This window comes from Bacillus sp. MYb56, assembly GCF_002976445.1.
Classification (GTDB): domain Bacteria; phylum Bacillota; class Bacilli; order Bacillales; family Bacillaceae_G; genus Bacillus_A; species Bacillus_A mycoides.
Genome location: NZ_PCOH01000027.1, coordinates 42,581 through 65,362, shown reverse-complemented (window position 1 = coordinate 65,362; position 22,782 = coordinate 42,581). Strand labels below are relative to the sequence as shown.

General features: G+C 33.1%; 18 protein-coding genes. 13 read left to right on the top strand and 5 right to left on the bottom strand.

Annotated elements, in window-relative coordinates:
• Positions 1-155: 155 nt before the first annotated feature.
• Together CQ058_RS24485 and CQ058_RS24480 are read left to right on the top strand one after the other, a co-directional pair.
• A complete protein-coding gene (locus CQ058_RS24485) occupies positions 156-2,084 on the top strand; it encodes a beta-glucoside-specific PTS transporter subunit IIABC (RefSeq protein WP_002190475.1) in 1,929 nt (642 codons plus the stop codon).
• 83 nt (positions 2,085-2,167) lie between these two features.
• A complete protein-coding gene (locus CQ058_RS24480) occupies positions 2,168-3,595 on the top strand; it encodes a 6-phospho-beta-glucosidase (protein ID WP_105590023.1) in 1,428 nt (475 codons plus the stop codon).
• A 364-nt stretch (positions 3,596-3,959) separates the two neighbouring features.
• Here CQ058_RS24480 and CQ058_RS24475 read toward each other — a convergent pair whose 3' ends face one another.
• On the bottom strand, positions 3,960-4,169 hold the full coding sequence (locus CQ058_RS24475) for a hypothetical protein (protein WP_105590022.1): 210 nt from the start codon (positions 4,167-4,169) through the stop codon (positions 3,960-3,962).
• 485 nt (positions 4,170-4,654) lie between these two features.
• Between CQ058_RS24475 and CQ058_RS24470 the strand changes: the two genes are divergently transcribed.
• On the top strand, positions 4,655-7,438 hold the full coding sequence (locus CQ058_RS24470; protein WP_002192706.1) for a dynamin family protein: 2,784 nt from the start codon (positions 4,655-4,657) through the stop codon (positions 7,436-7,438).
• A gap of 99 nt (positions 7,439-7,537) precedes the next feature.
• On the opposite strand, the gene CQ058_RS24465 is transcribed toward CQ058_RS24470, so the two are convergent.
• Complete coding sequence (locus CQ058_RS24465) at positions 7,538-9,457, bottom strand: LTA synthase family protein (protein WP_002190471.1); 1,920 nt, start codon at positions 9,455-9,457, stop codon at positions 7,538-7,540.
• 550 nt (positions 9,458-10,007) lie between these two features.
• On the bottom strand, positions 10,008-11,345 hold the full coding sequence (locus tag CQ058_RS24460; RefSeq protein WP_002033705.1) for an NAD(P)/FAD-dependent oxidoreductase: 1,338 nt from the start codon (positions 11,343-11,345) through the stop codon (positions 10,008-10,010).
• A 556-nt stretch (positions 11,346-11,901) separates the two neighbouring features.
• Between CQ058_RS24460 and CQ058_RS24455 the strand changes: the two genes are divergently transcribed.
• The 10 genes from CQ058_RS24455 to CQ058_RS24405 all read left to right on the top strand — a co-directional run bounded on the left by CQ058_RS24455 (position 11,902) and on the right by CQ058_RS24405 (position 20,954).
• A complete protein-coding gene (locus CQ058_RS24455) occupies positions 11,902-13,596 on the top strand; it encodes a methyl-accepting chemotaxis protein (protein WP_033728138.1) in 1,695 nt (564 codons plus the stop codon).
• A 232-nt stretch (positions 13,597-13,828) separates the two neighbouring features.
• Positions 13,829-15,238 (top strand): glycoside hydrolase family 1 protein, encoded by a 1,410-nt coding sequence (locus CQ058_RS24450; protein ID WP_002014623.1) that lies wholly within the window; start codon positions 13,829-13,831, stop codon positions 15,236-15,238.
• Positions 15,239-15,268: 30 nt separating this feature from the next.
• Complete coding sequence (locus CQ058_RS24445; protein ID WP_002088023.1) at positions 15,269-15,976, top strand: GntR family transcriptional regulator; 708 nt, start codon at positions 15,269-15,271, stop codon at positions 15,974-15,976.
• A gap of 199 nt (positions 15,977-16,175) precedes the next feature.
• On the top strand, positions 16,176-16,370 hold the full coding sequence (locus CQ058_RS24435; protein ID WP_002014626.1) for a hypothetical protein: 195 nt from the start codon (positions 16,176-16,178) through the stop codon (positions 16,368-16,370).
• Positions 16,371-16,402: 32 nt separating this feature from the next.
• On the top strand, positions 16,403-17,083 hold the full coding sequence (gene bshB2, locus CQ058_RS24430; RefSeq protein WP_002190469.1) for a bacillithiol biosynthesis deacetylase BshB2: 681 nt from the start codon (positions 16,403-16,405) through the stop codon (positions 17,081-17,083).
• Entirely contained in the window at positions 17,083-17,880 is a 798-nt protein-coding gene (locus CQ058_RS24425) for an alpha/beta fold hydrolase (protein WP_105590021.1), read from the top strand. The genes bshB2 and CQ058_RS24425 overlap by 1 nt, the downstream gene beginning before the upstream one ends.
• 67 nt (positions 17,881-17,947) lie before the next feature.
• Complete coding sequence (gene pdxR / locus CQ058_RS24420; protein ID WP_002190467.1) at positions 17,948-19,381, top strand: MocR-like pyridoxine biosynthesis transcription factor PdxR; 1,434 nt, start codon at positions 17,948-17,950, stop codon at positions 19,379-19,381.
• 33 nt (positions 19,382-19,414) lie between these two features.
• Entirely contained in the window at positions 19,415-19,771 is a 357-nt protein-coding gene (locus CQ058_RS24415; protein ID WP_002190466.1) for a CidA/LrgA family holin-like protein, read from the top strand.
• Between the two features lie 23 nt (positions 19,772-19,794).
• Positions 19,795-20,466, top strand: coding sequence for an LrgB family protein (locus tag CQ058_RS24410; RefSeq protein WP_002190465.1), 672 nt, complete (start codon positions 19,795-19,797; stop codon positions 20,464-20,466).
• 65 nt (positions 20,467-20,531) lie between these two features.
• Entirely contained in the window at positions 20,532-20,954 is a 423-nt protein-coding gene (locus tag CQ058_RS24405; protein WP_002190463.1) for a YfmQ family protein, read from the top strand.
• A gap of 27 nt (positions 20,955-20,981) precedes the next feature.
• On the opposite strand, the gene CQ058_RS24400 is transcribed toward CQ058_RS24405, so the two are convergent.
• Positions 20,982-21,383, bottom strand: a complete 402-nt coding sequence (locus tag CQ058_RS24400) for a CBO0543 family protein (RefSeq protein ID WP_002190462.1) — start codon at positions 21,381-21,383, stop codon at positions 20,982-20,984.
• A complete protein-coding gene (locus CQ058_RS24395; protein WP_002192709.1) occupies positions 21,358-22,536 on the bottom strand; it encodes a DUF2515 domain-containing protein in 1,179 nt (392 codons plus the stop codon). Before CQ058_RS24395 ends, CQ058_RS24400 begins: the two co-directional genes overlap by 26 nt.
• Positions 22,537-22,782: the final 246 nt, after the last annotated feature.

Here is a 22,782-nt window from a genome sequence, read left to right as displayed (position 1 = left end):
GTTTATAGGTGAATCCCATTCCTAAAAAACCTAACTTAATCATACGAGGTGGTGATGACTGTAAACATGCAATACATAGCTGGATGGTAACATTAAGTTGGCCAGACCTTCACTATTTCTGTTAATAAATACAAGAAAAAATGGAGGATTGAAAAATGAGGAAATACAACGAATTAGCAAAAGAAATTATTGAAAATATAGGTGGAAAAGAAAATATAAATAGCTTAACACATTGTGTGACTCGACTACGTTTTAAATTGAAGGACGAGTCCATCGCAAATGATGACACCCTAAAAAATATGGATGGTATTGTCACGGTCATGAGAAGTGGTGGCCAATATCAAGTCGTTATCGGAAACCATGTACCACAAGTATATGATGATATTAGTGCACTAATCGACGTAGATCAACTGAATGCAACCAAACAAGGTGAGCAAAAGCCTGAAAAACTACTACACAAAGCAATTGATATCATATCAGGTATATTCCAACCAATATTAGGTATTATGGCTGCGTGTGGTATGGTGAAAGGACTAAATGCGCTGTTTGTTGCTATAGGATTATATAGCTCAACTTCGGGTGGCTCAATGGTCATTAACGCAATCGGTGATGCTTTATTTACTTTTCTACCATTATTTTTAGGTTATACTGCAGCTAAAAAGTTTGGTTTAAAGCCCATGTTAGGCTTAGTTGTAGGGGCTATTATGTGTTATCCAAGTATACAAGCTAGTGTTGTTTCTTCAAGTACTAGTGCAATGTATACATTATTTCAAGGTTCTATGTTTAAATCGCCGATTTACATTGACTTCTTTGGCATACCTTTAATTTCGATAAACTATACAGGTACAGTTATTCCTGTTATTTTAGCTGTATATTTCGCAGCAAAATGCGAAAAAGTTTGTAATAAGTTTGTACCAGATTTACTTAAATTCTTCTTTGTTCCAATGCTTACAATATTAATTGCATTACCAGTTGCATTTATTGTAATTGGACCACTTGCAACCTTTGGTTCAACAATTGTTTCTGAATTTGTATTTGCAGTTAGAGACTTTAGCCCATTGTTTGCTGGCATCATAGTAGGAGCTACGTGGCAAATACTAGTTATCTTTGGTATACATTGGGGGTTCATACCTGTATATCTAAATAATATTATGACTATGGGATACGATAACGTGATGATGCCTTTCTTTGCTTGTACTTTCGCAACTGCGGGAGTTGTCCTAGCTATATTATTTAAAACAAAAGACAAGAAATTGAAGGAAATGTCTTTACCAAATTTCTTATCCAGTATATTCGGAGTAACAGAACCAGCTATTTATGGAATTCTATTACCCTTAAAGAAACCATTTATTATTAGTTGTATTGCTGGTGGTATCGGTGGGGGATTCTATGGATTCTTTAATTTAAGAAAGTTTATGGCTGGTGGAATGGGTATTTTTGAATTACCTGCGATGATTGAACCGGATGGAGCAATGGGGAATTTAATTGTTGCGGTTATCGGTATTGTAATTTCAATGGCAGTTGCATTTATATTGACGATGATTGTATATAAAGAGAAAGAGACTGCTGACGCAGGTGTGAATGAGCCTCAAATTGAAATTAGCCAAGATGAAAAGAAAAGTAGATTAGAGAAAGAAATAATTGAAAGCCCAATTAAAGGTGAAGTGATGCAATTAAAAGATATAGAAGATGCGGCTTTTTCATCAGGTGTATTAGGTAGTGGAGTTGCAATCGTACCTGCAGAAGGAGTGGTTGAGTCCCCTATAAATGGGGAAGTAACAGCGTTATTCCCTAGTTTACATGCGATTGGTATTACATCGGAGAATGGAGTGCAGATTCTGATTCATGTTGGCTTAAACACAGTCCAATTAGAAGGTAAAGGATTTAAAGCTTATGTAAAGCAAGGCGAAAAGATAAAGAAAGGTCAACGATTGTTAGATTTCAGTATTGAAGAAATAGTACAAGCTGGTTACAGTGTTGTTACTCCAATAGTTATTACGAATTCCGCAGATTATTTGGAGGTTGCGGAGAGTAAAGAGCGTAACGTGGATAGAGGATCAAATTTAATTACGGTTATATTTTGATACCAAAGACGGCCTAGTTTAGGCGGAAAAGTTATCTATACACGGTTATTAGGAATAATACTTTGATATTGGAGGAATAAGTGATGAAATTTAATGATGATTTTTTATGGGGTGGGGCTACCGCAGCCAATCAATGTGAAGGGGGCTATAACGAAGGTGGGAGAGGACTTTCGAATGTGGATGTATGCCCAACAGGAGAAGCTCGATCTTTAGTAATTACAGGAAAGATGAAAATGTTTGATTTTGATGAAAATTACTATTATCCAGCTAAAAAAGGCATTGATATGTACCATCATTTCAAGGAAGATATTCAATTATTTGCTGAAATGGGCTTTAAGGTTTATCGAATGAGTATTGCTTGGACTAGAATCTTTCCATTAGGTGACGAAGAAAAACCAAATGAAGCGGGACTTCAATTTTATGAAGATTTATTTGAAGAATGCCGTAAATATAATATAGAGCCGCTCGTTACCATTACTCACTTTGATTGTCCGATGCACCTAATTAAAAAATATGGTGGCTGGAGAAACCGTAAAATGATTGATTTCTATATGCAACTATGTCAGATTATTTTTAAAAGATATAAGGGTTTAGTTAAATACTGGTTAACGTTTAACGAGATTAATATGATTTTACACGCTCCATTCATGGGGGCAGGAATTTATTTTGAAGAAGGTGAGAATAAGGAAAAGATAAAATATCAAGCTGCACACCATGAACTTATTGCAAGTGCAAAGGCCACTAAAATGGCTCGTGAAATAGATGGAAATAATGTAGTCGGCTGTATGTTTGCAGCAGGGAGTGTATATCCTTATAGTTGTAATCCAAATGATGTTTGGGAAGCAACAAAATTAGATCGGGAAAGTTATTTCTTTGTTGATGTACAAGCAAGAGGAAAATATCCAAACTATGCACTAAAAGAAATGGAACGTAATGGGACGCTGCCAATAATGGAGAATGGGGATGAAGAGCTCCTCGCAAAATATACAGTAGATTTTATTTCCCTTTCTTATTATAACAGTCGCTGTGTAAGAACAGATAGCGACGGGGGAGATAATGCAGAAGGAAATTTATTTGCATCCACCAAAAATCCTTATTTGGAGTACAGCCAATGGGGATGGCCCATTGATCCATTGGGATTCAGAATTACTCTAAATCATGTCTACGATCGTTATGAGAAGCCATTATTTATTGTAGAAAATGGATTAGGGGCAAAGGATGAAGTGGGCAAAAATGGTTATGTGGAAGATGATTATAGAATTGATTATTTAAGAGAACACATCCAAGCGATAAAGGATGCGATTCAGGTTGATGGGGTAGATATTTTAGGGTATACAACATGGGCACCTATAGATTTAGTGAGTGCAGGATCTGGTGAGATGGACAAGCGGTATGGATTTATTTATGTTGACCAGGACAATAAAGGAAATGGAACATTAAAAAGAAGTAAAAAGAAGAGCTATTATTGGTATAAAAAAGTTATTTCCACGAATGGGGAAGATTTAGATTAAATAGTGTAGATGGCCTAGTCACGGGGGTGCAGCTATGATAGAGGGAGTTCTTCACCACGGTACAGATATTGTAGGTAAATATAAAAACGTAGAAATAATTAATTTCTACGTTTTTATTTGCTCATATGTAAAGTTAAGTGTTAAATGAGATTCGGAGGGAGTAACTTTGTTGTTTATTAAAATTTGAGTGTATGATATTTAATAATGCAAGTAATGCATTTCTAGACTAAGGAAGCTTTAATTTATCTATGTATAAAAAAGCGCCGTATATCAGCACTTTTTAAAGGTACGTAAATTGTATAATAAGGATTTCTACATTATTAAACACATAACTATGCATGGCCAAATATTGATTCTTATTTGGTTAATTGTTATAAGGATCTATACGGTTATTTATTTTTATTATATTAATTTTTTCAGTATATAAAACCTGCTCTTTATAATGCTTTTTAATTGGGAAGTTATGTGTACCAGAGCCGTTTTTGAAAGTTTTATTGATGGGATTTTTTAGAGGGACTGTTGTAGTTTCAGTAAATTCATATGGGTAATTTATTTTAGATTTATCTTCAAACATGAAAATGCCTCCTTTTTAGGATTTCCTGAATTCTTTACTATAACATGATATGCATATAGATTTTTTTTGGACTAGTTATTTATATAGGTTAATGGAATTTAATTACGTAACTACTGAAATATTTCAAAGGAAAACAATGTGAGAAATATATTATAATGATTTCTTTTATTTATTAGCGAAGGGAATCTTGCATATATATTCGTTATAGATTGTTTTTATAATGTAATATATATATAGTTTTCCTGATAATATAATGTGGAATATTATAGTGTTATTAGGTTATTAGGAACATTTAATGTTGTTTCACAACTGAAAGGGAATTGAAAAAAAACTGAAACTTTTCTCATAAAAATTCAATCTTACTTGAAAAATGAAAGGAAAATGAAATTTTCTAAAAGGAATTCTTTGTTAAGATAAAAAGCATACATACAAAAAAGTATTGACATATCTCAAAAATGTATTTTCGAGATATAGTGGGGGAAAAGATGAGATTAGAAAAACAATTAATAAAAAAGATGTATTATGAAACATTCCTAATGGAGAATGAAACACACCCACCTCTTCAAGTACTTGGAGAAGCTTATGTAAACGAAGAAAAAAATGAGATTTCTGATGGATCTTATATTCGTTTTGCACAAGGTGAATTTTATTATCACCATCAAGATTTTGAAGCAGCTATTTTTAAATGGGAGAAAGTTAGTAATGAATTAGCGCCATGGGCACAAAAAAATATTGCGGATGCTTACTTCGAACTTAACCAATTATCAGTTGCTGAAAATGTGTATACTTCCATTACTACTGATAACAAAATACTTATGACCGAAATTGTACTGCAATTACTGTCTCTTTACATCGAGCAAAATAATTTTGATTCAGCTTTCGCTGTTATAAAAGAAGCGGTTTCTTTAAATCCCGATTATCCAAACGTCACAACAATTGCCCGTTCCTTTTATGAAGAACAGCAAGATTTTGATAGTGCAGTAGAGCTTGCTGTGAACGAGTTAATTCGAACAGAATCTTATCCGTGGTTTGAGGTTCTAAAAGAATATATCGATAAAGGATTTACTAAAAATATTTCACCAGACTATTTTTATAAAGTATTAGTTACATTAAATAATGTAGATCAAGTACAATTTACGCAAATTGTTTCATCACTTTGGCACAGCTATAAAGATGAACAAAATTACTTATTATGGCTCAACACAATAAATGAATTTTTCATACATATCGAAATACATTCGTCCGATATATGGGACGAAATTTCTTCTCTTTACGAAGAAACATACTTTGAATTAATTCAAGGTCAATATATGCTTAGACAATTACACGATATCATTCCAAACCTGTTAACAAATTGGTTAAAGGTAGTCAATCCCTCTCATGCTGTATTTCCATCTGCAGCAGTATTGGCATGGGATGAGATTTTTCCTTCTAAAATAGATTCAGCGGATATAAAAGATGCAGAAGACCTACTGTCATATTCTATTAATCATGTGAATGGCTTAGAGTATAGTTTACATCTTTTTGAATCTATTACACACTGGGCACAAGAACATGATTTAGAAATGGGTAACCGATTTAGCTGGTTAGTTGGTGAGCTTGCAGATTTAAGAACAAATCGCCTATTAGTAACTGGAACTTCAGGGAACGGAAAAGCTTCATTTATTAACTCTATTTTAGGAGAAAATATATTAGAAAACTCAATCTCAAATGTAGTTGTTTTTAAAAATGACGCTTATACAGAAATTAACGCTATAACAGATTCGGAAATTACAACAACTGAGAATTTCTCTGATTTCCATAACATGATGGCAGTGCATCGTCAAACATATAGAGATAGAGCGTGTGTTGAATTTAAATTACCATGCAGGTTTTTAAGTAAAAATAAACTTACATTCGTTGTTACACCTAGCTTTAATAGGAACAATGACGCGAGAGATGAGGTGTTTGAATATTTAAACTCTGTAGATGAATTATTATTCGTATTGAATACGGATTCACCTTTTACTGACAAAGAACGTGACATTCTATTAAGTATTCAAGAACATACACCAAATCTACAAGTTCATTTCTTATTAAATAAAATCGATAACATTTACAATGAAGCAGAAGCAAAAAGAGTTATACAAGATACGCAAGTGAGAATAAATACATATTTCCCTAATGCAAGAGTTTTCCCTTATTCTTCGTTATATACAAATAGTAAACAACTAAACGATTTAACTGAGTTTATTCATTTTAACTTTAACCATAAAAATATCGATGCAGAACGTACTGAAAAGCTATTGTTTTTCATTCGAAAAACAATTACATATCTTTTGGATAAACGCGTCGAGAGGGAAAATAATCTAGTGGATTCTATTAATTGGAATGAAGATATGTTAGTTAAACTAAATGCTTGTATTAATAACCTTACTGCTTTTGAGAAGGAAAAAATTCATTTAATTACAGAAACATATCGTACAATGAAAAACGAAATTACTAATGATCTTACAGAACATATTCCGAAACTATTGCAGAGTTGTTCCGATTTAATTAGTGAGGAAAGTGATTTTGGGCACATTGATATTGAACTAAATACAGCGATGAATGAAAGGGTGCAACAATATCTAGAACAAACTGTATTACCTAATCTTGCTCGCTCTATGCAAAATTGGATTGCGACTTCTAATAACGAGCTCCTTCAAAGTCAATTGTACTTAGCAGAAACCAGTGAAGGACTTAATTCTTTATTTGGAGAAAATCGAATACAGTTAGAATGTGACTTTAAAGTAATTGATGACTGGCGAAGAGATACTGATAGAATGACAACTAGAATACAAATGGAAGAAGTAAATATTTTACGCCGATTTACGCCAGCACAATTTTTACTGAAAAGTGCCGGTAAATTATTTGGAGTTCTTCCTAAAAATAAAGCTATGCTATATAACAAATACAAACAGTATTTAGAAAATGAAGATTATACCGATGTAACGGCTTCTATTATGAAGAAATTTTTCTTGCAGTTTGAGCTATTTGAAAACACACAAGAGCGGGATATTAATATGTTCTTTAGAAATCCATTTGGCTCGTTGGAACAAGCTGTAAAAAACACTCATTTAGAAATAAAAGAAAAACAAGATAAACTGCATAAAATGAAATCAAACCCTGAAGTTTATCATGATCCTATAACGCTCTTTGAATTGAGATTACGTCAATGTGAAGTAATCTTAAATATAGGTGATGATAATGCCTATACAGATTTAACTTTAGAAACAAGCATAGAATAAAAGTAAAATATATCAAGTTTTTTATATGAAATTGCATCATGTGTTATAAGAGGGGAAAAGGGAGCAACCGTAATGAGTTGCTCCCTTTCTTTATATAGATTACTTTTCAGTTTCTTTAATTTTAGTTTTTACTTCTCCAGTTTTAATTTTATTACTTTCTGAGAAACGTAATAAATCGCCTTCAATAATTTTGTCAGACATTCGTAACTCATTTTGTGCACGGTTAATGAGTGCTTGTGCTTCTTTTTTTGGTAAATCTACAATTTGACCTGTTATGCGGTCATAGAAAGTATTGTTTTTGTATGCATACTTGTTTGTAATAAAGCTACCATCACGTAAAACAACAAAACCGGTATATTCATCTGAAAACATATCATGACCAAAGCGGATATCGTTAGTAGTATCAACCCCTAATAAATTTAGAATAGTAGGTTTCATATCGATTTGTCCCGTAGGCTTTGAAATAGTTTGACCTTCTGTTTGGCCAGGGATATGAATATATAAAGGTGTGCGTTGTAAATTTAAAGTATCAAATTCTGTTATTTGATCTTTTTCTAAAAACTGTGCCATTGCGCGATTATGTTTTTCAGAAATGCCATAATGATCACCATATAACACAATAATAGAATCATCATACATTCCCTCGGCTTTTAAACGCTCAATAAATTTTTTAATTGATTCGTCTAAGTAACGTGCTGTTACGATGTAGCGATCAAATACGCCATTACCAGAGTTGTATGGTTCAATGAATTTTGTATCTTCATCATACGTAAATGGATAATGGTTTGTTAAAGTAAGGAAACGAGCGTAAAATGGTTGATCAACAGTTTTTAATATATCTACTGATTGATCAAAGTATTCGATATCTTTTAATCCCCAATTTAAATTTGTTTCGGGTGTAATTTTGTAATCAAGTTCATTATAGTAACGATCATAACCAAGAGCAGAGTACATGATATTACGATTCCAAAATGTTGCGTTATTCGCATGGAATACAGTAGTGAAATAGCCTTGCTGACGTAAAATTTCTGGAGTCGCAGTATAATCGTTGTTACCGTGCGTGAAGAATACAGCTCCTCGATTTAATGGATACAACGATGTATCTATTAGAAATTCAGAATCTGATGTTTTTCCTTGACCAGTTTGGTGGAAAAAGTTATCAAAGTAATAGCTTTCATTTATGAATTCATTCAAGAACGGTGTAACTTCTTGACCATTGACGGATGCACCTATTAAAAAGGTTTGCAAGGATTCAAGAGTAACGACAATTACGTTTTTTCCTTTAGCTGCACCAAACATGTTAGGATTCGGCTCGCTATGGTTTGCCTTTACGTAGTTTTCAGTTTCTTGTAATTTACTACTATCTGCAAGTGCCTTTTGGGATCCAGCTTTTACTTGTAGTGTTAAATCATATACTTGATGAGTGTATAGTCCTAAATTTTTCACAAGCATTACGCGGTCGAAGGATCTCGTTAATAATTCAGGTCGTTCTTTTTCTGCAAGCTGTAGATTTGCAAAAAATACACCAATTGTTAAAAGAAAATATAATAAGCGTGCAGAATGAGTTACACATTCTGTTTTAAAGACTATTGCTTTCTTTTTTAATAAAATAAAGAAGAAAATAATGTCTACGAATGCGAGTATAATTTTGTAGTTCAATATTTCTATAATACTGCCGCCTAATTGGCCGAAGTTTGATGTTTGTCCAAGTACTGGTAACGTAACGAAATCATTATAAAAATCATAGAACATTACATTCCCAGCAAGTACGATTGTTAATAAGAGATTAATACATAGCGCTATATAATTTCTCTTTTCACCGGTTGCAAATAATGCTAATCCAACAAATGCTAACGATGCAGCGAGAGGGCTAATAAACAAAATAAGTTCTTGTGTAGAAGACTCAATTTTTAAATCAAAACTGAATCGCGTAATAAGATATGTTTTTAACCATACTGCTAAAGCAATTATTATAACAAAGCTTATATTTTGCAGTTGTAAATTTATTTTATTCTTCATTTTTACACCTTCTTTATAGAATTTATTTAACTAATGTTATATATTATATTTTTATAACTATTAGAGTGTGGTGAACCATTTAGATTATATTTTTCTAAAGGTAATAATTTGAAGTATTCATATACATACAATGGAGAATTTTAAAGCGAAGTAACATAAATCTAATTTTTTTAGAAACGGAGCAGAAAAAGTCATAGTCGTAGTAAAAAATACTTATAGACATCCTAACATATTAAACACTACGGCGATGTTACAAAATATCGAACAAATGAAAGTGAAAATGAATAGATGATTTTTAAACTATTGACATTCAACCAGTTTGAATTTTCAGAAAAGTAAACTTGAAGAAAACGGTTATATTAATTAGTAGAAAACTACATTCTATATAGAATGTAGTTTTTCATGTGTTTTCAATATATCCCGTAAAATCCTGATTCTTTGTGGCTTAATCATCAGCGGGGGAGGGATAATAATTTCGTTAAAGCTATTATTAGATAAGTAAAGTGTTGGTGAAACTTAAAACATTTGACTGGCATCTTAATTAAAAAGTTTAAATACCTGATAAATATTTTCCAACATACAGACCACTTGCAGCTGCTTGAGATAATGAATGAGTGACGCCTGAACAATCTCCAATTAAAAATAGCCCATTCATACTTGTTTCAAAATGGTTATTGATTTTTATTGTAGGAGCATAGAACTTTCCATCAATTCCATATAATAAAGTATCTTTATCGATAGGTTCTTGGATAAATTGTTCTAAACGTAATAAAAATTTTTTGAGTCCTTCAATATATAATTGAGGAATTTCTTCATTCAAATCTCCATAATCTCCGTGTAGTGTAGGCTGTATACGATTATGTTTCATGTTGTTCTCGGCTGTAGGTTGTTTCTTTATTAAGTCCTCTAAACGCTGTATAACAATCCGATCTCGTCCTTGGTTAATGCTTTTAATAATTGAACTTGCGTATACATTTGCTTCTTTGAGAGTTGGAAAATAGCGCGGGATAAATAAAGTGAAATTTAAGTTAGAAGTGCCAGTTCCTTGCTCTCGAAAATTTTGACCGTCAGGCATAATCAAGCCGTCTTCGTACTTTCGAATAATGCGTCCTTTTGGATTCATACAGTAAGTAGTAGCCGTGAAAAGTTCATGCTCATAAGAAAGTTTCGTCTCAAATGTATTTTTTAATATAGAACGTAATTGCTGTTCTTTCATCTCTACTCTAATACCTAAATCTACACGAGTTTGCTCTTGAGAAATATTTAGAGAAGTGCACATTTCTTTTAACCAATCCGCCCCGGAACGTCCTGTTGCAAATACGATTTGCTTAGATTGAACTATTCCTTGATTTGTATCTATTTTAAAATGATTTTTCTGTTTCATGATATGCTCTACATCTATATGGAATCGGATATTTATTTTCGTAAGTAAAAATTCGTAGAGCTGCTGAAAAATATTACTTGAAAGTGTAGTGCCAAGATGCCTTACTTCTGTTGTGAGCATTTGTAAACCACACGTTTCAGCTCTCTTATTAAGAGTTGGATTTTCTGTAGAATATTTTGAAACAGAATTTCCTCCGAACTGACATAGAATCTCATCTACTTCAGCCATAAGTTGTAAAAAGCCTTCTTTACCGACTTTTTGCTCAAGTTCTCCGCCAAATCCGTTTGTATAATTAAATTTCCCTTCAGATTTTCCTAAACCACCAAACCCGAAATATTTATCACATGTAGTACAATTACACACTTTTCCTTGGTCTAAAGGACAATGGCGATCTTCTAGCGCTTTACCTTTATCAAGAATTAAAACCTTTTTATTACTTTTAGCTAGTGAATAAGCCATAAAAATGCTACTCACTCCAGCTCCGATAATTGTAACATCATACATATTCTTTCACCTGCTAACGAATAGTTTGTTTTTTATTTTCTTAGTGTATAACACTTTTATGAAGTTAAGAAATAGCTTTTATTAATAAAGAGGGAGTTTTTGAACTTGATACTTTTCTAATTTCTCCGAGTGGTGGAGTAAATACAAATGTTTTTATTTGAAAGAAGAAATAGTTTTAAATGATCACTATGTCATATGATTAATAAAATCTTACATATAAAAAACAGACCTTTTAAGTGAAGAGGTCTGTTAATGATTTCAAATCTTATTTAGCGAAGACGTGGTTACCGATTCTCTATCAAGAAGTTATAAGAACTAATAAGTCACTTTAATTTTTACCATAATTTCACAGAAAACAATGTAACTCTATTAAAAGTCTTGTGGAATTCCTATAAGACTTTTTAGTATTTGATACTATGAGAATCAAAGTTCTTTGAAGAGATTTATATAGTTAATATAATAATTTAATGTATTTATAAGATTGATTTGAAAAAAATGTCGATAAATGTCGATAATTATTGTAATATAAACATAATATACAGATGAAGTGGATTTGTTGTCTTTTATTAAAAATAGTAAAATTGGAACGAAATTAAATGTGTTAGTCATTATATCGAGTTTGGCTTGTATCATGTTATCTTCACTGGGGTTTTTAGGGCTTCAAAAAGGTGAAAATACATCTTCTAGTATGTATGACGAAAGGCTATTACCAATTCAATGGATAGGAAGTGTAGAATCAAATTTTTACCATGCTAATATGAATTTTATGGAGATTATGATATCGAAAGATGAAAAAAGAATGAAAGAACTAATATCAGAAATAGATAAGACTAGGAAAGAAAGTGATGAGTTATTAAAACAATTTGAAACTAGAATTAGTTCTCATAAAGAAAAGGACTTGTATAATGCATTTCAAAGTCAATTCAAAGAGTTAAGAATACAAATGAAGAAAGCACAAGATTTGGGACTGACTAATAATGAAGAAGCGTATAGCTATTATTTAAAAGAAATTGAACCTAATATGAGAAAAACAATTCAGTCTATTCGTGAACTTATTTTATATAATAATACCGCGGCTGAACAACTACAAAAAGAGAATGTTAATAGTGTGAAAAATACAATAATAACATTTGTAATTATTTCATTTGTTGGAATCATAATAATCATTTTTATTGGTTTTATAATAAAAAATGTTATAAAAAAACCAATTGTATTATTACAAAAAGATATGGAACGAGTATCTGCTGGAGATTTAACAATTCGAACTTCTTATAAATCAGAGAACGAATTAGGTCGTATTGTACAATCCTTTAATAGTATGTTAGATAACTTGCAACAATTAGTCGGTCAGGTGAAGGTTACAGCGAAAGAAGTGATTATTTCAACTGAAAATATGTTACAAGAGACAAAAACGGCAGCACATATATCAAACGAGGTTGTTCGAACTACTTCTGAAGTAAATAAAGAAATAGAGGGACAAGTGACTAGTATTCAAGAAAGTTCAACTTCGATGGAAGAGATTGCAACTGGAGTTCAAACAGTAGCTGAATCTTCAGCGATGGTTGCGGAAGTTGCTGTTGCAACAATAGACCAAGCAAATTCTGGTAGTGAAGTTATAAAACAATCTATTCGTCAAATGAATAGTGTGAATGAAGTTGTCGAAGAAACTTCTAAGGTCATTGATAGACTTGTTACGCGTACACAACAAATTGAAGAAGTATTAGATATTATTACTAATATTGCGGAACAAACGAATTTACTTGCCTTAAATGCAGCAATTGAGGCAGCACGCGCCGGAGAAAATGGAAAAGGATTTGCAGTAGTTGCAGCTGAAGTAAGAGGTCTGGCTGAGAAATCTAAAACATCTGTAAATGATATAAACAACTTATTACGTTTTATACATCAAGATACACAGGATACAGTTCATGTAATGAAAAAAGGTCAACAACAGGCTAGTGGTGGTAAAGAAGCAGCACATAAGGCAGAACTCGCATTTTCATCTATTAAGCAAGATATTAATAGAATAACGTCCCAAATTCAAGAAGTGTCTGCTGGGACAGAAGAAGTGAATGCCTCTTTATCAATAGTTTCTGAAACTGCAACACAAGTCGCACAAGAAACGAATCGAACGGTACAATCAATTCAAGCACAAGCCACATTGATTCAAGAAATAACGACGAAATCTAATGAAATGAAAAAGAAAGTCGAAAATTTAGAAATGCTAATTTCACAATTCATTATTGAAGAATAAGTCTGTTAACATTTATCATTAGTATAAATTTTAAGATACTTAATATAGTGCTGCGTTGCACAATTTGAAAAAGGACCTTCATAGGTTCTTTTTTTTATAAATGGTGTGAATGCTATGTTTAATTATAGTGAAAAGCAGAAACTTATTATATAATAAATTTTTAAATTTGTACCTATAAAATTTATATGTAATAATGAATTTGATTTATTCTAATGAAACGGAGGTATATACTATGAAGTTTCCACATGATTTTTTATTCGGAGCTGCTTCAGCTTCTTATCAAGTAGAAGGTGCATGGAATGAGGATGGAAAAGGTGTTACGAATTGGGATGAGTTTTCAAAAATTCCTGGCAAAACATACGATGGAACAAATGGTGATGTAGCGGTTGATCATTATCATCGATATAAGGAAGATGTTCGTTTAATGGCTGAGATGGGATTGGAATCGTATCGTTTTTCGATTTCTTGGGCGAGAATATTGCCGACTGGAGATGGAGAGGTAAATGAAAAAGGAATTGAATTTTATAACAATTTAATTGATGAATGTTTAAAGTACGGGATTGTACCGTTTGCCACTTTATATCATTGGGATCTACCATTACCGTTAGAAAAAGATGGTGGGTGGACGAATAAACGAACAGCAGAGGCTTTTGTAAAGTATGCAGAAATTTGCTTTAAGGCATTTGGTGATAGAGTGAAACATTGGATTACTTTTAATGAAACAGTAATGTTTTGTGGATTAGGCTATTTAAAAGGTGCACATCCACCAGGAATACAAAATGATGTTCCAAAGTATTTTCAAGCGACTCATTATGTATTTTATGCGCATGCGAAAACAGTTGCGGTGTACAAGCAGCTGAAACAGTATGGGGAGATAGGGATTACACATGTTTTCTTACCTGCTTATAGTGTGGATGATCAAAAAGAAAATATACTAGCAGCAAATCATGCGAATGAATATGAAACGTATTGGTACTACGATCCAGTTTTAAAAGGTGAGTATCCGTCTTATGTTGTACAACAATTAAAGGAAAATGGGTGGACTCCTAATTGGACGGTTGAAGAATTAGAAATCATTAAACAAAATGCCGAAAAAAATGATTTTATTGGCTTGAATTATTATCAGCCAATACGAGTAGAAAGATATGATATGGATATAAAGAGCGAGGAGCATTCTCGAGAAAACTCAACACTTGCTCCAGGTAATCCTTCTTTTGATGGTTTTTATCGAACAGTAAAAATGGATGATAAAACATATACCAAATGGGGTTGGGAAATATCTCCCGAAGGTTTCTTAGATGGATTGCATATGTTGAAAGCGCGTTACGGTGACATAAAGATGTATGTAACGGAAAATGGACTTGGTGATGAAGATCCAATCATTGACGGAGAAATTGTAGATGTTCCGCGAATTAAATTTATTGAAGAGCATTTAAAAGTAATGAAGCGTGCAATTCAAGAGGGAATTAATTTAAAAGGTTATTATGCATGGTCAGTTATTGATTTGTTAAGTTGGTTAAATGGATATAAAAAGCAATATGGCTTTATTTTTGTCGATCATAATGATAACTTAAAACGTAAGAAGAAACTTTCGTTTCATTGGTATAAACATGTGATCGAAACGAGAGGAGAAGAGTTATAACAGATAAAAGAGTATTTTAGGAGAAAGTGTATGAGTGCAAAGTATAAACAAATTGCAGATGTGTTAGAGCAAAACATTCGAGATGGGCTTTTTAATGAAACGAAAAAATTACCTACAGAAGAAGCGTTGATGAATCGATTTGAAGTAAGCCGTAATACGATACGTAAAGTAATTAGTCAGCTTGTGAATAGAGGTTATATTTTTCAAGTGCAAGGTAGTGGTATGTTTTTACGTGAAACTTCTGTAACAGATTACATTAATTTAGGAAGTTTACGCGGATTAACGAAAAATCTCGTTTCACAAAATATTGAAACGAAAGTGCTAGAGATTGAAGTAATAGAGGCAAATGAAGAGATAGTAGAACGGATGCAATGCGAGATTGGAACTAGGTTATATTTCTTGAAGCGCGTAAGAATTGTAGATGGGAAACCATTCTCTATTGAAGTAAGTTATTTCAAAAAAGATATCATTCCTTATTTGAATGAAGAAATAGCATTAAGTTCTGTATACAGTTATTTCATTGAGGATTTACGATTAAATATTGGCTTTGCCGATAAAGTTATTAGTTGTGAAAAAATAAATAAAGAAAATGCAAAGCTTTTAGAACTAAATGAAGGTGATCCAGCGCTTCTTATTGAAAATACAGTTTATCTTGTAAATGGAACAATTTTCGAGCTATCTCAATCAATGTTTCATTATGAAAAGACCAAACTTTTAAATCGAATTAATTTTAATTGAAAATGAATATAAGTATAAGTAGCCTTGTAAAAAAGCAACTGGTCCTAAGTGAGCAGTTGCTTTTTATTTTTAAAGTGGATGAGCAAAAAAACACAAAAGTGGTTGGTCCGTTTTTTACAAACTTCTATTATGATAAGAGAAGAAAGGTAGTATTTTATTCATGCTTTAAAATAGACTGGCCTTAGAGAGGTGGAAGACAATGAGTTTTGCGATTTCACTAGTTGTTATTATTGTAGTTGTATCACTATTTGGGACCGTACTAGTGGCACGAAATGTAGAAGAGAATTACGGTAAGTCTACAAAGAGGAATGTAAAAAACTTATCTGCTATCTATATCATTCTTCTTTTAGGGCTTCTTGTGGGAGTTACTTGGTATGCGGTCGTTATTTTATAGAGTGTGTATATGATGAAGGAGTTAATGCATTGATGAAAAATGAGCGCCATGTTTTAGTTGTTTTCCCGCATCCAGATGATGAGTCGTATTGTGTGGCTGGCACAATTTTGGCTTATACGGAGCAGAAAGTCCCTCTTACCTATGTTTGCTTAACACTTGGTGAAATGGGGAGAGCGATGGGGAAGCCACCTTTTGCAACTCGTGAATCTTTATATACAATTAGAGAGAAAGAGTTAAAGCGAGCTACAAATATTTTAGGGATTGAAGATTTACGTATGATGGGATATCGTGATAAAACTCTTGAATTTGAAGAGCCTGGAAAATTAAGAAGCTTGATTCAAAACTGTATTGAAGAATTGAATCCTTCTGTAGTTATTTCTTTCTATCCTGGGTATGCAGTTCATCCGGATCACGATGCAACAGGGGAAGCAGTAGTAGAGGTCTTAGCTAATATTTCGGAAAGTAAACGACCAGCCTTTTATGCTGTAGCTTTTTCGAAAAATCATGAAGACGAAATAGGACCTCCAGATTTTAAAAATGAAGTGAAAAAATATGTTCCGAAAAAATTGGAAGCATTACGAGCACATGCATCACAATTTACAACTAAAGTGGATGAGCTGGAAAGAGAGTATGAAGACGGTATTTCAGGCACAGTTGAGTGGTTAGAAAGAGAACCGTTTTGGATATATTCATTCAAAGATAAAAATATGTGATGCTACATCTGAAGGTGATGAATATGTATTTTGAATATAAGAATCGAAAGATTTTTTACAATATAGAAGGATCGGGTCCTGTCATATTGTTTTTACACGGTCTTGGAGAAAATTCGAATAATTGGTTATATCAAAGAAAATACTTCAAGAAGACATGGACCGTAATCTCACTCGATTTACCTGGGCATGGGAAATCCGAAGGGATGGAAATTAGTTTTAAAGAATATTCAAATGTTTTATATGAGTTATGTAATCATTTAAAGCTAAAATCAGTAACAATTTGTGGTCTTTCAAAAGGAGCTAGAGTGGGTATCGATTTTGCTATTCAATATCCACGTTTTGTTTCTAGCTTAATTGTTGTAAATGCATTTCCCTATTTAGAACCGGCAGATCGTAAAGAACGACTTGAAGTATATGATTTACTTAGCTTGCAGGATAAAGGGAAAACTTGGGCTGATACGTTATTGAGAGCAATGGGAGTAGAAGATAATGATGCAATTGTCCGAGGATTTCATCAATCCCTACAAACGATTCATCCGACGCATATTCAAAGGCTATTCGCTGAATTAGTTGATTACGATCAAAGACCATACCTCTCTAACATTGCATGTCCTGCATTAATAATACGAGGAGAGAATGATTATTTTGTTCCGGAAAAGTATGGGAGAGAATTTGAAAAACACCTGAGAAACGTGACTTTCGTTGAGTTGAAAAATAGTGGGCACTTGCCTTATTTAGAACAGCCTACTAGCTTTAATGTGACGGTAGAGGCATTTTTAAATCATGCGCTTGATTAATACCATTTTTGCAGTGAATACTGTTATTAATGAGTTCAGGACACCAGCTTGGAGAGGAGGGAACTAAATGGAATGGCAACCGAATCGTGAAGATAAGATACCAGTTTATAAACAAATTGCTGATTACATTGAAAGAGGCATTTCTACCGGTGAATTCCCTTCTGATAGAAAATTACCTTCCGAGCGTATGTTAGCACAGAATTTACAAGTGAACCGGAGTACGGTCATAGCTGCTTATGAGGAATTGAAATCACTTGGGGTAGTAGAACGGAAAAAAGGAAGCGGCACTCGGGTGAATACAGATATATGGGGTGTGTCACATAAACGAATACCGAACTGGGGTAGGTACGTTGAGGATGGATCGTTCTTACCTAATGTACCACTTGTTCAACAAATTCGAACGGAAACACAAAAAGATGATTTAATCAATTTAGCGAGTGGTGAATTGTCATCAGATTTAATTCCGAGTGATAGATTTCGAACAATTTTGTCGGAGAAAACATTTATGGGAAATCTCGGTTATGACCATCCGCTTGGAAATGAAATGTTGCGAAAAACCATTGCGGCACATGTCGAGCAATATAAACAAATAGAAGCAGATTCAAGCTCTATTCTTATTACATCTGGAGCTCAGCAAGCACTTAATCTTATCGTTCAATGTTTGTTAAAGCCTGGAGATGCGATTGCAATTGAGGATCCCTCCTATTGTTATTCACTTCCGATGTTTAAATCAGCAGGTTTAAAAATATTCCGTTTACCAGTTGATCAGCATGGTATGAATCCAGATGACTTAATCGATTTGCACAAAAAGCATCGCATTCGTATGGTGTTTTTAAATCCGGATTATCAAAATCCAACTGGAACGGTACTTTCATTGGCAAGACGTAAAAAGGTTTTAGAACTATCTTCTGAATTTGGTATACCGATTGTAGAAGATGATCCGTATAGTTTGACTTCTTTTAATGGAGAAGTGAATCCAACATTGAAATCGATGGATCAAAATGGGAATGTTCTTTATGTGAGCTCATTATCAAAAATTGTTGCATCAGGATTACGTATTGGTTGGGTAATTGGCCCCACGCGCGTAATTGAGAGATTGGCAGATGCGAAGCAGCAAGTTGATTTCGGTCATAGTGTATTTACACAGTGGGTAGCGAACCAATTTTTAGAATCTGAGGATTTTCATACGCATATTACGATGCTTCGTGGACAACTGAAACAAAGAAGAGATGAGTTAATTAGAAAGCTTGAAGAAATATTAGGGGACCAGATTGAATTTTTTGTTCCTGAGGGCGGAATACATTTATGGTGCAAAGTGCAAGGAACTTTTGATGAATATCATTTACTAGGTGAATCTATACAAAATGGTGTAGCATTTGTCCCAGGAAGCGTCCTAGGTTCGAAAAGTGAATATATCCGATTTACTTTTGGCAGAGCGAATGTAGAACAAATTCAGCTTGGAGTTACAAGGTTTGCGGAAACATTAAATGAGATTTCATAATAGTGAAGCGTAATATGGAAATGAGGGAAAGAAATGAAGTACGTGACGCTTTTACTTCAAGTAGGCGTGCTATATGTGTTTAGCTTAGCTGGTACGTGGATTCAAGGAGTATTCCATCTGTCGATGCCAGGAAGTTTAATAGGGATGTTAATATTGTTTCTACTCCTTTCTACTCGTATTTTTCCATTAAAGTGGTTTGAGGTAGGGGCAGAAAAGTTAATAGTATTTTTACCGTTATTTCTAATTCCTTCGACAACAGGATTAATGGAATATGGATCTTTTCTTTTAAGTAAGGGGAGTGTTATATTCCTTTTAGTAATTGCAAGTACGGTAGTAACATTGATTGTTTCAGGGTATGTAAGTCAATTATTAGTAACATCAAAAAAATAAAATCGACAAGGTGCACGATTCAAATGGTCTTAATTATTATTACTGTAGTAATTTATTTATTGGCGACAAAGTTATATAAAAAATTTACGTTTCCATTTACGTTACCGGTATTAACAGTTACAGCAATTATGATTTGCTTATTTTTGATATTTGGTATTTCTCATCATGAGTATAGGAAAAATGGGGGAGACATTCTTTCAGGTTTTTTGAGTCCTGCAATTGTAGCGTTAGCCATACCTCTATTTAAAGAGCGAAAGATACTTATGAAAAACTTTTTAGCGATACTAATCGGCGTAGTGATAGGTATAGTGGCTTTAACGAGTATGAATATAGTGATTGGTGGAATTTTAAATATAGATAAGGAACTTATATTAACAACTTTACCACAATTAGCGACAATGCCTATTGCCATTTCATTAGCGGATCAAATTGGTGGCATTCCATCTATGACTTCTAGTTTTGTAGTTGTTGCAGGAATAACAGGTGCTATTATCGGACCGACAGTACTTAAGTTTTTCCGTATAACAAGTACGATTGGAAAAGGAGTGGGGATGGGCTGCGCATCACATATTATTGGTGTGAGCCGTCTAGTGAAAGAAGGAGAGAAAGAGGCAACTATCGGTTCGGTAACGATGATTGTAACAGGGATACTTATTAGTATATTAGTACCTTATGGAGTGAAATTTTTATTTTGAAAATTAATGAATCGTAATAAGGAGTATAACACTACTCATTTTAGAGCGTAATGGAGATGATTAAAATGACAACATGGTTTATAGTTACATTATTTATTTTTGGTGCTCTTAAAGTACTAGTTTCTAGTATGCCAACTTCTGTTGTAGAATCAATTATTAGTAGATTTGAGTTACACCAAAAACTTGATGAGGAAAATACTACTGTAACGGTAGATGGGGAAAGTATAGAAGGAGAAATGAAACTTCAAGTTATTCATGAATTTAACGAGGCTTTATTTTTAGATAAACATTATTTTCCGCCGCAAGGGAGTGGTACACCGATAGTCATGGAGACGAAGAATGGAAAAAGAGAGATTAGATTTTCTATATATAGCTACGAGGAACACGTTGATGTAGTAAAGCAATATAAGAAAAAAGTAGTTGCATATCGTTTGCGATCAAAAAGCCTTCAAAGTCGTTCAGTAGCAGTAACTGAAGATTATGCTTAAGGAGAGACCGTTATTATAACGGTCTCTTTATTTTTGCATCCAAGTATATAATTTCCAAATAAGAGAAAAGAAAATGATATATCCAAATAAAGAATAAGCATGATGCCAATTCCCGTTATGTACAAATAAACCTAACCTCTCAGCAACTTGTTCAAAAATACTAGCACAAAGCCCTATTAAAATAATAAATAGAGTTCTAGAAACTGCAGATAATGTTTTTGAAATTTGTATGAAAATGATTGTTAAAATTGGTAGCACGAACAACGTAAAGCCTATGTTAACTGAAAATATAGATGAGAAAGGTCTAACTGGAAAGGAATATATTTGTGTATGCACAAATAAAGCATCTAAGCAAGTTCCAATAATAGAAGAAAGTAAGACTGTAACTAATAATGGTAAAAAATCATTCTTCTTCTCGAAGGAGGACATTTTTCTTCGCGAGAATTGCGAGTTCAATTTTTTCGAGTGTTTTGCAGTAGTCTTCTGTAATTTTTCCATTTATATTTTCCTCCTTATCAACTAAATAATTTACAACTTGCCAATCGTTAAACCAATCTTCATTTTCAACTTCTTCATGTTTCATATCCCGCCATGCATAGATGAGTGCAGGGCTGTATATACGATACGCGTCACTACGTAACTGGCATTTCTTTATTCGGCGTTTATAAAACTCACGCGAAAAAGATTCATTTACACTAGAAAATAAATGAGGCCAGTAATCTTTTCTTGAGCCTGTATGTGGATGGTGATCGACCCAGTTTATTATTTGAGATAAAATATGTGTATCCCGAAATAACAATGAATACAACCGTTTTCCAAGTGAAATTCGTTCATGCAAAGAAGTGAAATGTTTCATTGTATCACCAAATAGTAATACTTTTTGCTTTTTATCATTTTCGTAAAATGGGAAAAGGATATGATTAAACTGAAAAAAATCAAAGAGTTTAAATCCAATACTATTTAATACAGTCTTTTTAAAGTGTGCATTTTGAATAACTCTTTTTTCTAAGTAGTTTTGTTCATTAATAATAGTTGCGATCGCTAATGTTTTTTTGTTACCTGTTTTCCAAAAATCGTTCCACATTGTTTCCATAAATGTAGAAACATTTAAGTGAGTGAGAAGATGAAATAGCTTTTTTGATTTTTTTACACTTTGCTCATATAGTAAAAATTGAGGATATACATCTTGGAAAATGAGCCAATTTCCTCTTTCTAAAAAAGAGAAAAATGTAATTTGATCTTTCTCGGATAAAAGCCTCGTATATAAATCTCCCTTTAAATCTGTCATATTCCAGCCACCGTTACGTGATACGATATGCCCAAGTAGTGCCCAATGTATTTCTGGATATTGAATGTAAAATTGGTAGTATGCACGTGTTCTTGTGACGTTATTTTTATTTAGTTCTTTTGTCTGAGCTTTAATTTTATCGATGATAAGTTGCTCTTCTTTCGTTAATTTATATATGGTAACAGAAGAGATGAGATCGCTTTTTTGTTGTAACTCGTTTTTCACGTCGAATAGGGAGAGAGGGAGTGCTTTTGAGAATTCTTTAGACGTATTGTTTGAATTGCTTTGGTACATTCCATTACCTCCCTTTTCTATGAGTTTAAATGTGGTATTGGTTATGAATCATTCCATTTATCCCGCTATTAACGAGCAGTAAGACTCCCATCTCAAAAGTCGGCTAAAGCAAAGAAGTTAGGTGAGGGTGGGGCTGCTCGTAAAAGCCCGATTGATTCAACTAATAATCAGTGGGGGATGGACAAAATCCCCACTAATTAAAGTTTCACTTTATTTTATTACGAGTATAAGAAATAAATGAGCGGT